10 protein-coding genes are annotated in these 12,974 nt (G+C 34.2%); 7 read left to right on the plus strand and 3 right to left on the minus strand.

Annotated features, from left to right (window positions below; genetic code table 11):
• The first annotated feature begins 30 nt into the window (after positions 1-30).
• Positions 31-5,142, plus strand: a complete 5,112-nt coding sequence (locus tag BM053_RS00620) for a T9SS type B sorting domain-containing protein (RefSeq protein ID WP_091472828.1) — start codon at positions 31-33, stop codon at positions 5,140-5,142.
• A gap of 61 nt (positions 5,143-5,203) precedes the next feature.
• Here BM053_RS00620 and gldD read toward each other — a convergent pair whose 3' ends face one another.
• Genes gldD through mutY form a run of 3 tightly spaced genes read right to left on the minus strand, consistent with a single transcriptional unit; the run spans position 5,204 to position 7,272 of the window.
• Positions 5,204-5,767: a gliding motility lipoprotein GldD gene (gldD, locus tag BM053_RS00625; RefSeq protein ID WP_091472830.1), complete on the minus strand. Its 564-nt coding sequence runs from the start codon at positions 5,765-5,767 to the stop codon at positions 5,204-5,206.
• Positions 5,768-5,777: 10 nt separating this feature from the next.
• Positions 5,778-6,200 (minus strand): single-stranded DNA-binding protein, encoded by a 423-nt coding sequence (locus BM053_RS00630; protein ID WP_091472833.1) that lies wholly within the window; start codon positions 6,198-6,200, stop codon positions 5,778-5,780.
• A 40-nt stretch (positions 6,201-6,240) separates the two neighbouring features.
• Positions 6,241-7,272 carry an A/G-specific adenine glycosylase gene (gene mutY, locus BM053_RS00635; protein ID WP_091472834.1) on the minus strand — a complete coding sequence of 344 codons (1,032 nt, stop codon included), beginning with the start codon at positions 7,270-7,272 and terminating at the stop codon, positions 6,241-6,243.
• A gap of 129 nt (positions 7,273-7,401) precedes the next feature.
• Between mutY and BM053_RS00640 the strand changes: the two genes are divergently transcribed.
• From BM053_RS00640 to BM053_RS00665, 6 genes are all read left to right on the plus strand, one after another.
• On the plus strand, positions 7,402-7,698 hold the full coding sequence (locus BM053_RS00640) for an HU family DNA-binding protein (RefSeq protein ID WP_091472837.1): 297 nt from the start codon (positions 7,402-7,404) through the stop codon (positions 7,696-7,698).
• 369 nt (positions 7,699-8,067) lie between these two features.
• Positions 8,068-9,615: an Rne/Rng family ribonuclease gene (locus tag BM053_RS00645; RefSeq protein ID WP_091472839.1), complete on the plus strand. Its 1,548-nt coding sequence runs from the start codon at positions 8,068-8,070 to the stop codon at positions 9,613-9,615.
• A 157-nt stretch (positions 9,616-9,772) separates the two neighbouring features.
• Entirely contained in the window at positions 9,773-10,906 is a 1,134-nt protein-coding gene (locus tag BM053_RS00650) for an Mrp/NBP35 family ATP-binding protein (RefSeq protein ID WP_091472841.1), read from the plus strand.
• A 3-nt stretch (positions 10,907-10,909) separates the two neighbouring features.
• Complete coding sequence (locus BM053_RS00655; RefSeq protein WP_091472843.1) at positions 10,910-11,149, plus strand: NifU family protein; 240 nt, start codon at positions 10,910-10,912, stop codon at positions 11,147-11,149.
• Between the two features lie 208 nt (positions 11,150-11,357).
• A complete protein-coding gene (locus BM053_RS00660; protein WP_091472846.1) occupies positions 11,358-12,410 on the plus strand; it encodes an NAD(P)/FAD-dependent oxidoreductase in 1,053 nt (350 codons plus the stop codon).
• Positions 12,410-12,973, plus strand: coding sequence for a ferritin-like domain-containing protein (locus BM053_RS00665; protein WP_091472849.1), 564 nt, complete (start codon positions 12,410-12,412; stop codon positions 12,971-12,973). Before BM053_RS00660 ends, BM053_RS00665 begins: the two co-directional genes overlap by 1 nt.
• The last annotated feature ends 1 nt before the right edge of the window (position 12,974 follow it).

Genomic DNA, 12,974 nt, shown 5'->3' on the forward strand with positions numbered 1-12,974 from the left:
CTACTTTTGGGGAATTTCTGTAAAATCCCTATGAAAGCAAAATTTTTATTATTAGCATTATTTTTAAGTTTTAATGGTTTTTCTCAATTTAGTAAAACACATTATATTCCGCCATTATCAAATACTCAAGCATACGAAACATTAGACCAATATTTATATATTTCTTGTCCGAGTATAACCGATATAACTTATAGAATCACTGCTATTGGTGGTGCAACAACTACAGGAACTGTTCGTAGAGATAATCCACAAACGATTCTTATAGGAAATGGAGATGATACTCAAATTCTTGCTAACGATGTAAAAGTAAACACTGTACTAAACAACAAGGGTTATATTGTTGAAGCCCAAGATTTAGTTTATGTAACTGTAAGACTTACTGCTGCTGGAGGTAACCATGCCGGAGGTTTAGTTTCTAAAGGGCTGGCTGCATTGGGAACACAATTCAGAATTGGAGCTTTTACAAATACAGGAGTAGCTACCGATGCCAGACATTATACTTTTGCCTCTATATTAGCAACCGAAAACAATACCGTTGTTTCTTTCAGCGACTTAAAACCCGGAGTATCTTTAATAAACAATGCTGGAGCCGGAAATACTCCTGCAAGTATCACACTAAATAGTGGAGAAAGTTTTATTATGGCAGTTGAAGGTCCAGATCCAGAAAATGCAGATGGACTTATTGGTGCTCTTATCTCATCTACAAAACCTGTAGCTGTAAACTGTGGTTCTTTTGGAGGTACAAATGGAGATGCAGGTAATAGTTCTGATATTGGTTTTGATCAAATTGTATCGGCTGAAAGATTAAAATCTGGCGGGTTGCCCGGTGCAGAATATTCTGACTATATTTTTATTCGAGGAAACGGAGGAGATTTAGTTGAAAAACCTCTAATTGTTTGTCATGAAAACAATACACAGATATTTTTAAACGGCAGTGCAACGCCTGCTTATACAAAAAATGCAGGCGAGTATGTTGCCTTATCTGGAACCGATTTTAATGCTGCAGGAAATTTATTTGTACACACTTCAAAACCTGCCTTTGCTTATCAAGGAATTGGCGGAACTGGAAGTCAAGCAAATCAAAACATGCACTTTTTACCACCTTTAACTTGTGAAACACCAAAAGTTATCAACAATATTCCATTTATAGACCAAGTAGGTAATAACAATAATTTTTCGGGAACAGTGTGTATTGTTACTGAAACTGCCGCAACATTAACCTTTATAATAAACGGAACTTCTTATTCATTAGCGACATTACCTGGTGCAGGAATAACTGTAAATGGCCCGTTTGCTGTGACTGGAAATACTGCTTACGAAACGTATACTTTTGAAGGTTTTTCAGGAAATGTTTCTGTTTTTTCATCAAAATCAATATATCTTTCTTACTTCGGAACTAGTGGAGCAGCAACCTACGGCGGTTTTTATTCAGGATTTACTTTCAAACCAGAAGTAACACAACAAATTCTGGTAGCTGGTCAGTTAAACTGTATTCCAAATGCAAATTTAACCGTAAGTAGTATTACAGCATTCGATGTTTTTCAATGGTATTTTAATGATGTTGCTATTCCTAGTGCAACTACAAATCAATATTTACCAACACAACCTGGTTATTATAATGTACAAGCATCAATATCTACATGTCCGTCTCCTCCATTAATTTCCGACAAAACTCCTGTTAGTTCTTGTCCTACAAATGGCGATAATGATTTAGCTAATGACAATATTGATATTGATTTAGATAATGATGGAATCACGAATTGTACCGAATCATTTGGAAATCAAATTATAAATACATTAGTTCCAAGTGGTACAATTCCGCAAAGTACAATTACTTATGCTGGAACAGTAACCAATACAATTCCCGCAGCTCCCACTCCATTTTTAGGAAATGTCGATGGTAGTTTTATTACAGAGGTTTTAGCTGGGAAAACAAATAATGTAATATACAATCTAGCTTTTTCGCAACCTACAAATATTAAATTAGAATATCCAACCACAGCAAATGCATCAGATTTATTAAATGCAAATGCTGAATATGTTGTAAATTCTGATACAAATAAAACGGTGACGGTTTTAAATCCAACAAATCAGTTATTAATTGACACCAATTATGACGGAATTTACGAAAGTGGCGTAACACAATATTCTTCTTTCGAAATTAGATTTAGATTAAACGGAACAATACCTCTAGCGGCGGGAACGGGAACTTTTAGTCTCCAATCTTTTCAGACAAGTAACTTCAAAATTACTCACAAAAACCTTACGGATTCTGCTGGAAACAAATCGACATTCAAACTAGTTGCAACTTGTGTATATAAAGATACTGATAGTGATGGAACTCCAGATCAATTAGATACTGATAGTGATAATGATGGTATTTTAGACAACTTAGAAGCTCAAGTAAATGCTTCAGTAGCGATATCAAATACCGATACAAATGGTAACGGACTTGATAATGCTTTCGAAACTGGATTTACTCCTATAGATACTGATTTAGATGGTGTTTTAGATTATTTAGATTTAGATTCAGATAATGACGGTATTAGAGATTCCGATGAGCTAATCGCTGATACTGATGCCGACGGAATAAAAAATTATCGTGAACTAGATTCAGACAATGACTTGTGTAACGATGTTATAGAAGCTGGTTTTTCAGGAACTCCAGATGCTAATGGCGACGGATTATTAGGAGCAATTGCGCCACCAACCGTAAACTCAAATGGTCAAGTAACAAGCGGAGTTGGATACACAACACCTACAACAAATTACATAACCTATGCCCCCATTCTAATTACAACACAACCAAGCATTACTCCTACTTGTAACCTACAAAATGTGACAATCACACTTGCAGATAATGGCGGAAACACTTACCAGTGGCAAGTTTCTACTAATGGTGTAACTTGGACTAATGTAGCCAACGCAGTGCCATATTCTGGAGCAACAACAAACACACTGACTATTACATCAGTTCCCACTACTCTAAATAATTATAAATACAGAGTGCAACTAAACAAAGTAGGAAATTCCTGTGGATTACTTTCGGCAGATGCGACACTTACCGTTTATCCTTTGCCAGTTGTAAATGATGTAACCATGATTGAATGTGATACTGATTTAGATTTACTAACTACTTTTAATTTAGAGTTACAAAATCCTTCAATTTTAAGTCCTACTACAATTACCTCAGAGATTTTTACATATTACACTTCCCCAGCGAGTGCGAGTGCAGGTGGAACTGCGGGATTAATAACAAATTATTCCGCCTTTAATAATACATCATCTCCTATGAATGTTTGGGCAAGAGTAACCAATTCAAAAGGTTGTTTTAGTGTAGCCAAGATAACATTGATTGCCTCTGCTTCAAACATACCACAAACCTATACCTATATTGTTCCTCCTGTTTGCGATGATACTTTAGCCATAGATGGAACAGTTTCAGGAAATATCGAAACAAACAAAAGAGATGGTATAACTGCTTTTGATTTTAGTGCTGCAGAAAATGCGCCTCTTATTGGAATTAGAGCGCAATTACCTGCTGGAACTTATGACATAAAATATTATAGAAGCCAAGCTGATGGACTTGCTCAAATTGACACAAATGGCAATTCGCTAGCTATATTACCCTCAGAATATAGTAACTTCAGAAATGATATTGCAAATACCCAAGACATTTGGGTAAGAGTTATAAATACTCTCGGAGCTTGTAGTGGTTTTGGTCCATTTATAAAACTTTCTGTAGAGAAATTACCATTTGCCAATCTAGTTCCAGAATTTAGACAATGTGACACTGATGCTGATAAATTAGATGGAATATTTACTTTCATCAATACCGCTTCGTTAGAAACTACATTATTAGGAAATAATCAAACATTCCCCGTAACTGTAACTTATTTTGACAATGCAACTAATACACCATTAAGAGATTCTAATGGCATTTTAATTACGAGTCCGTTTCCAAGTGCTTTTGCAACAACATCAAAAACAATAAAAGCAGTAGTAACAAATAACACAACTCAGAAATGTTACGACGAAAGACTTATTGTATTTACAGTCGATAAGCTACCAACAGCAACACTTCCAACTACAGATATTAGAACGGTATGTGATGACGAAGTTAGTCCTACACCACAAGATGGAATTTTCAATTTTATAACTCCAAATCTAGAAAACGAGATAAAAGGTTCGCAAACAAATGTTGTAATTACCTATTTTAATAGTCTGGGAAATCCTTTGTTAGATATTTTAGGAAACCCAATTGTAAGTCCGTTTCCTAGTACATTCAAAACAACATCGAGAACGATTAAAGCAGTTGTAACAAGCACAATTGCAGGAACCTCTTGTCCTGCAGCAACAATTGATATTGAATTTAAAGTCAATAAAATTCCAAATATCAATTTAGTTGACACTGGAGTTATTTGTGCCAATTTATCTACATTATATATTACTTTAGATGCTGGTATCAATGACGGAACCTCTCCTGCAAATTATACTTACGAATGGTTTAAAGACAACGTAAAAATTATTGGAGAATCTCATTATACACTAACTGATAATGATCCTAGAGGAATAAACCAAGCAGGAATTTATACTGTTGTTGTAAGAACTATACCAGAAGGTTGCCCAAGTACAAGAACCATAACAGTTGTAGCTTCAAACAGTGCTACACTTTTATCTCCAACAATTATCGATTTAGCAGATAACAATACTGTTACTGTAAATGTTACTGGTTCTGGCGATTATGTTTATAGTATTGATGAAGAATTTGGACCATTCCAAGACAGTAATGTTTTTACTAATGTTTCGGCTGGAATACATACAATTTATGTTAAAGACCTAAATGGTTGTGGTACTGTTCCGCAAGAAATAAATGTATTAGGAGTTCCTAAATATTTTACACCAAACGGTGACGGAATTCACGATTATTGGAATGTAGGTGGTGTAACTGCAACATTTAATGCAAAAACAATAGTTTATATTTTCGATCGTTTCGGAAAACTAATCAAACAAATTTCTCCTTTAGACAAAGGTTGGGACGGAACATATAACGGAACGGCATTACCTGCAACCGATTATTGGTATACTGTTGAGTTTGAAAACGGGAAAAATGTAAAAGGTAATTTTGCTTTGAAACGATAATAATTTCAATTTACATCTAGAATAAAAATAAAAAAAGGCTCACAATATTGTGAGCCTTTTTTTATTTCCATTTTAAGCTTTCCATCAAAATTCGTAAATCATTTTTTATATAATCCGCTGCTGGTAATATGGAATCATAATTGGGTTTTGCATAAAAATAAACGGATCCTACAAGAAAATGTTTGGTGCTATCGGTTAAATAAAATTGCGATTGAGAAGCTGCATTTCCGCCCACTTCATAAAACATTCCGTATGCTTTTCTTTCTTTGTTGGCATAAGGTTGCTCGCTAATTCCGTCAGCTTTTATAACGTGTTCATAAGTTAATTTTTGAGCGTCTCTTAACAGTTCTTTTAGATTGTTATTTACTGGTTTGTAATTTAAATAAACTGTTGCTTTTAGTTTAGGATAATCAATATCAAAATTGCAATTTCCTTTATCTACAACCTTTCCTAACGTATTGTATTGAAAAGTATAACCACATGTTTTATCGAAATTCGAATAATTGGGTTTCGGATAATCTAAACTCAAATAAGCTTTCGGTTTTGGTAAAACATCGTCTTTACAACCAATAATAGAAGTAGTAACTGCAATAAAAGAAAGAAAAGTAAAATATTTATTAAGCATTGTTTGGGTTTTAAAAAGGCAAATCATTTTCGATAGTCGAATCGAAACTTGTTGTTTTTGGCGCTTCAGATGATGTTTTTACATTTTCAGAATCTTTTTTAGTATTCAAAAATGTAAATTCAGTGACTTGTATTTCGGTTGTGTATTTTGTTGTTCCGTCTTCAGCTTGCCATTGGCGGGATTTTATTCTGCCTTCCACATATATTTTATCACCTTTAGATAAATATTTTTCACAAATTTCGGCAGCTTTATTGCGTACCACAACATTATGCCACTCGGTCGAAGTTATTTTTTCGTTAGTCGATTTGTTAATATAAATCTCATTTGTTGCCAACGGAAATCTCCCGATGCAATTGCCTCCTTCAAAATAATGCATTTTCACATCTTCTCCGAGATGACCTATTAGCATAACTTTATTTAACGTTCCATTCATTGTAATTTCATTTGAGAATACCAAAGATAAGGCATTTTAATTAAAACTTATTATTCTCGATAAAATTGTGAAGCACAATAGGAAAAGGAAATTTATTTAAACTTTCAAAATCAAGACCGTTTTCTAAAGTGGTTTTTCTTCTAATTTTCCAAAATTTAATGTGTAAATGTTGGTGCGATAGTTTGTGCTTTATCGTTTCGGTTTCCATTAGAATTATTTCGGAAATATCATCAAATTTATTGTGAATTAATTCTAAAACTACTTCATCAGATTCTAATATTTCGGTTTCTACCAAAGGGAATTCATATAAATTATGCCAAATTCCTTTAGCCGTCCGTTGATTAATTGTCGTTTTATTTTTATTGTCTAATATGTATATGTAGTTCAAGAATCGATTTTTTACTTTCAATGTCTTTATTTTTACAGGTAATTCGTCAACTTTTTTCAGCGAAAGCGCAGCACAACTAGCATTAAGAGGACAAATAGTGCAATTAGGATTTTTAGGAACACATTGTAAAGCACCAAACTCCATAATTGCTTGGTTAAACAAAGCAGGATTGTCTTTGCTCATTACTTCTTGAGCTAAAAGTGTGAATTCTTTTTTGGCTTTCGCCGAAGCGATGTCAGTTGTTACATTATAATAACGTGAAAGCACCCGAAAAACGTTTCCGTCTACAACAGGAACGACTTCATTGTAAGAAAAAGAAGCAATTGCGGCGGCGGTATATTCTCCAACACCCTTCAATTTGAGTAAATTTTTATAATCTGACGGAAAAATTCCGTTCAAATCATAAGTAATATGTTTCGCGGTAGCATGCAAATTTCGAGCGCGAGAATAATATCCCAAACCTTGCCAAAGTTTCAAAACCTGTTCTTCGCTGGCATTTGCCAAATCGAAAACTGTTGGGAATTCCGTCGTAAAAGCCCTATAATAAGGCAATCCTTGCGCTACTCGTGTTTGTTGCAGCATGATTTCTGACAGCCAAATACAGTAAGGATTGGTCGTTTTTCGCCATGGTAAATCGCGTTTATTTTCTAGATACCACGTGGTTAATGTTTTGCTAAAATTCATTGAAATTATTTGGTTAGCAAAAATAAAATTTTATGTGATTAAATTTTAATCAATTAGCTTGAAATATTGTTTATTTAATTTATATATTTGCAACCTCAAAAAATTACATAAACTTAATTACGTATTAATATGACAAAAGCAGATATCGTAGCGAAAATTTCAGAGAAATTGGGACTAGAAAAAGGAGATGTACAGGCTACAGTAGAAACTTTTATGGAAGAAGTGAAAAATTCATTAGAAACTGGTGATAATGTTTACTTAAGAGGTTTCGGAAGTTTTATTGTAAAAACTAGAGCTGAAAAAACAGGAAGAAATATTTCTAAAAACACAACGATTAAAATTCCAGCTCACAATATTCCAGCATTTAAGCCTGCTAAAGTATTCGTAGAAGGAGTTAAAACAAATAATGAAACAACAACAAAATAAATTATTAATCAATAAAACTACACATTATGCCAAGTGGTAAAAAAAGAAAAAGACATAAGGTAGCAACGCACAAACGTAAAAAACGTGCAAGAGCTAACCGTCACAAAAAGAAAAAGTAGTTTTAAACTACTTTTTTCTTTTTAAACGTTCATTGAAAAAGAAATTTAGATTTCAGACTTCAGATTTCAGATTTTTTATAAAATCTTACTATCGGAATCTTTGAATCTAAAATTTCACCGGGTAAATACCTGTAATGTTTAATCCATCTGTAATGTCCGGTTTTGGGCTTTGGTTATTGGGTTTTTGAGCTTTTAGCTTATTGCCTTTTGCCTTTTGCCTTTTGCCTTAAATACAGATAAAAATTTACACATGAATAAAGAATTGATTATTAGATCTAGTTCTGACGCTGTAGATTTTGCCTTATTAAAAGATGGAAAACTAATTGAATTACACAAAGAAGAAGAAACAAGCAATTTTCAAGTAGGCGATATTTTTATTGCCAAAATAAGAAAACCAGTTGCTGGTCTTAATGCTGCTTTTGTAAATGTAGGCTTCGAAAAAGATGCCTTTTTGCATTATCATGATTTAGGACCTAATCTAGCTTCACAACTGAAATTCATAAAACTTGTAACAACAGGTAAAATAAAAGATTTCTCCTTAAAAAGTTTCCAATTTGAAAAAGAAATTGATAAAGATGGTACAATTACTGATGTAATTGCCGTTAATCAATCAATTCTTGTACAAGTAGTCAAAGAACCAATATCTACTAAAGGACCAAGGATAAGCTCTGAGCTTTCTCTTGCCGGAAGATTTATTGTTTTAGTACCATTTTCTGACCGAGTTTCTATTTCTCAAAAAATAGATTCTAAAGAAGAAAAAGACAGGCTAAAACGTCTTGTACAATCTATCAAACCAAAAGGATTCGGTGTTATTGTTCGCACAGTAGCAGAAGGCAAAAAAGTTGCAGAAATAGACAAAGATTTGCAAAACTTGATGGACAAATGGACATCAATGTGCAAAAAAATTCCAACAGCACAGCATCCATCAAAAGTGTTAGGAGAACTCAACAGAGCATCATCAATATTACGAGATGTTTTTAATGATACTTTTAGCGGAATTATTATAGATGACGAAGAGCTGTTTAACGAAACGAAAGAGTACATTCAACAAATTGCTCCTAGTAAAGAATCAATGGTTAAGCTTTATCAGTCGAAAGACACTCCAATTTTTGAGAAATACAGTATCGAAAGACAAATAAAAACCTCGTTTGGTAAATCCGTATCCATGAGCAAAGGTGCTTACCTTATTATCGAGCACACCGAAGCCATGCACGTTATCGATGTAAACAGCGGAAACCGCTCGAACAAAGCGACCAATCAGGAAGATACAGCTCTCGAAGTAAACATGATTGCAGCTGCCGAGGTAGCAAGACAATTGCGTTTGCGAGATATGGGTGGTATTATATGCGTCGATTTTATAGATATGTCTAATCCAGACAATCGTAAAGTACTGTTCGATTTCTTAAGAGAAGAAATGAGTGACGACAAAGCAAAACACAAAATATTGCCTCCTAGCAAATTCGGGATAGTACAAATTACTAGACAAAGAGTTAGACCAGAGGTAAATATTGAAACTCGTGAAGAGAATCCTAATAATAATGAAAATAGTGACATTGAAGCGCCTATTTTAATTATAGACAGAATTGCTTCCGATTTAGAAAGAATTATAAAGTTGCATAAAAAAGTAGTACTTAACGTACACCCATTTATAGCTGCTTACCTTGTAAAAGGTTTTCCATCAATACGTTCAAAATGGTTTTTTGAATATAAAAAATGGATAAAAATCATTCCACGTGATTCTTACACGTACCTTGAATATCATTTTAATGACAACCAAGGAAAAGAAATTAAAGATTAATTAAAACCGTCTCATTATTGCAATGAGGCGGTTTTTTTATTTCTATATTTCCAATAATAATTATCAAAACTTTACAACTCTATTACTTTGTCATATTGCAACTTCTTCACTATATTTGCAATCTAAAATCAGTCTTAATAAAGACAAGAGATACTATATGAAATTAGATAGAAAAGAAATACTCAAAGCTTTAGAAACCATTTCTATTGCAGGCGAAGGGAAAAATATGGTCGAAAGTGGCGCAGTAACTAACGTAATCACTTTTGGAGACGAAGTTGTGGTCGATTTAGTACTATCTACACCAGCCATGCATATTAAGAAACGTGCAGAAGACGATATTCGTAAACTCATACAAGATACTTTTTTGGCTACAGCCAAAGTAAAAGTAAATATCAAGGTTGAAACCGCTGAAAAAGCAAATGAAATAAAAGGAAAAGCCATTCCTGGAATCAAAAATATTATTGCCGTAGCTTCTGGAAAAGGAGGCGTAGGAAAATCGACTGTTACTGCAAATTTAGCTGTTACATTGGCAAGAATGGGCTTCAAAGTTGGAGTTTTAGATGCTGATATTTACGGGCCAAGTATGCCAATCATGTTCGATGTAGAAAACGAAAAACCTATTTCTATCGAAGTCGACGGAAAATCTAAAATGAAACCTGTCGAAAGTTTTGAAGTTAAAATACTATCTATAGGTTTTTTTACAGCACCAAGTCAAGCCGTTATTTGGCGTGGACCAATGGCTGCAAAAGCATTAAACCAAATGATTTTCGATGCTGCTTGGGGCGAACTCGATTTTATGTTAATCGATTTACCACCAGGAACAGGAGACATTCACTTGTCTATCATGCAATCCTTACCAATAACAGGCGCAGTTGTTGTAAGCACACCACAAGCAGTAGCTTTAGCAGATGCTAAAAAAGGAGTTTCTATGTTTTTGTCAGACAGTATCAATGTTCCAGTTTTAGGAATTATCGAAAACATGGCTTATTTCACACCAGAAGAATTACCTAATAATAAATATTATATCTTCGGAAACGGTGGAGCAAAAAATTTGGCAGAAGATTTACAAGTACCATTTTTGGGAGAAATTCCATTAGTACAAAGCATTCGAGAAGCAGGAGATTATGGTCGTCCAGCAGCATTGCAAACTGCATCAATAATTGAAACTATTTTCGAAGAAGTAACAAGAAATGTAGTCAGAGAAACCGTAGCAAGAAACGAAAACTTACCCGCTACCGAAGCAATAAAAATTACTACAATGGCTGGTTGTTCAGCAGTAAATAAAAAATAGATTATGACACCAGAAGAATTAACATTAAACGTAGAAAAAGCACTAGAAGAAATCAGACCTTTTTTGAATTCTGACGGCGGAGACATTGCATTGGTATCAATCGAAGACTCTAAACACGTAAAAGTACGTTTGCAAGGCGCTTGTACATCATGTAGCGTAAGCCAAATGACCATGCGAGCTGGTGTAGAAACCACAATCAAAAAATACGCACCACAAATAGAAACTGTGGTCAATGTAGCATAAAATCGGGGCGTGACCCAGCGAAAAAACTGGGTCGGGCTTTCCGTTGCAATCTTTTTTAAATTGCCCTTCGACTCCGCTCAGGATGACAATTTAAAAAAGGATTTCCACTGCAATCCCTCACGCAAACCAACATTCATTATATATAATAAGCTTTTTTTTCAAAGTTTCAAAATCTTTGAATCTTTGAAACTTTGAACCTTTCAAGAAAATGATTAAAACAGATATACTCATCATCGGAGCAGGTCCAACAGGACTTTTTACAGTATTTGAAGCAGGACTTCTCAAACTAAAATGTCACATCATCGATGGTTTGCCTCAACCTGGAGGACAACTAACCGAATTATATCCTAAAAAACCAATTTTTGATATTCCAGGTTATCCATCCGTTTTGGCAGGTGATTTAGTCGATAATCTGATGGAACAAATCAAGCAATTTCAACCCGGATTTACCCTAAACGAAAAAGCCGATACCATACAAAAACTCGAAGACGGAACCTTTATCGTAACAACCGACAAAGGAACGCAACACCATGCTAATTCAATCGCTATTGCTGGAGGATTAGGAAGTTTCGAACCAAGAAAACCGCTTATTGAGGACATCGAATTTTACGAAGACAAAGGAGTTGAATATTTTGTAAAAAATCCTGAACTTTTTCGTGACAAAAAAATCGTCATTGCTGGCGGAGGAGATTCAGCTTTAGATTGGAGTGTTTTCTTGTCTAATGTTGCTTCCGAAGTAACATTAATACACAGAAGAAACGAATTTCGTGGCGCATTAGATTCTGTCGAAAAAGTACAAGAACTCAAACATGCTGGGAAAATTCACCTGATAACACCCGCAGAAGTTGTTGGTCTTAATGGATCGGAACATTTAGAATCGATAGATATTGATGAAAATGGAGCGCACCGAAACATAAAAACCGATTATTTTATTCCGCTTTTTGGACTTACACCAAAATTAGGAGCAATTGCAAACTGGGGATTAGAGATTGAGAAAAATGCCATCAAAGTAAATAACGCTTTAGATTATCAAACCAATATTGACGGAATTTATGCCATTGGCGACGTAAATACTTATCCCGGAAAATTAAAACTTATTCTTTGTGGTTTTCATGAAGCCACACTTATGGTTCAAAGCGTTTACCAACGTATGAATCCAGGAAAAAAACATGTGCTAAAATACACCACCGTTTCAGGAATTGACGGTTTCGACGGAACCAGAAAAGAAGCTGAGAAACAAGTTGTAAAATCGATCGAGTAATGACATTAAATCATCCTAAATTAGTCGATTTATTAAAAAAAGCATACTCTGCCGAGAAAGCTGCTGCATTTGCCTATCAAGGTCATGCCGCTTCAGTAAAAGATGAAACAGAGAAAAAAGAAATTCGTCAAATAGAAATCGACGAATGGATTCACCGTAAGGAAGTTTTGCAAATCATGAATGATTTTAATATTCCTGTTTCAAAATATTACGAGTTCAAATTTTATATCATTGGCAAAGTAATCTCTGCAAGTTGTCATATTATAGGCTGGTTTATGCCATTTTATTTCGCTGGAAGATTAGAAAGTGGTAATGTTTGTGAATATTTCAGAATGAAGCAATTTTTTAATTCGCTAGGAATTAACGCTTATGATGAGATGCTTTACGAAATGGGAATTAAAGAAAAGGAGCATGAAATTTACTTTTTAGAGAAAATAAAAACCAATAAATTTCTGCCTTTTTATGAAAAATATTTTTCTTGGGGAAACAATCAAAGCTTCAATAATATCGATTTAGACAAGAAATATCCTGTCGAAAATTCTAACCATTATTGTAAAAAATAAT

Origin of the sequence: Flavobacterium swingsii (assembly GCF_900111965.1) — a bacterium.
GTDB lineage: Bacteria > Bacteroidota > Bacteroidia > Flavobacteriales > Flavobacteriaceae > Flavobacterium > Flavobacterium swingsii.

Bases quoted from the DNA above. Each gene is read 5' to 3' on its own strand.
- BM053_RS00620 (WP_091472828.1), top strand. From the start codon at position 31: ATGAAAGCAAAATTTTTATTATTAGCATTATTTTTAAGTTTTAATGGT.
- gldD (WP_091472830.1), bottom strand. From the start codon at position 5,767: ATGCTTAATAAATATTTTACTTTTCTTTCTTTTATTGCAGTTACTACT.
- BM053_RS00630 (WP_091472833.1), bottom strand. From the start codon at position 6,200: ATGAATGGAACGTTAAATAAAGTTATGCTAATAGGTCATCTCGGAGAA.
- mutY (WP_091472834.1), bottom strand. From the start codon at position 7,272: ATGAATTTTAGCAAAACATTAACCACGTGGTATCTAGAAAATAAACGC.
- BM053_RS00640 (WP_091472837.1), top strand. From the start codon at position 7,402: ATGACAAAAGCAGATATCGTAGCGAAAATTTCAGAGAAATTGGGACTA.
- BM053_RS00645 (WP_091472839.1), top strand. From the start codon at position 8,068: ATGAATAAAGAATTGATTATTAGATCTAGTTCTGACGCTGTAGATTTT.
- BM053_RS00650 (WP_091472841.1), top strand. From the start codon at position 9,773: ATGAAATTAGATAGAAAAGAAATACTCAAAGCTTTAGAAACCATTTCT.
- BM053_RS00655 (WP_091472843.1), top strand. From the start codon at position 10,910: ATGACACCAGAAGAATTAACATTAAACGTAGAAAAAGCACTAGAAGAA.
- BM053_RS00660 (WP_091472846.1), top strand. From the start codon at position 11,358: ATGATTAAAACAGATATACTCATCATCGGAGCAGGTCCAACAGGACTT.
- BM053_RS00665 (WP_091472849.1), top strand. From the start codon at position 12,410: ATGACATTAAATCATCCTAAATTAGTCGATTTATTAAAAAAAGCATAC.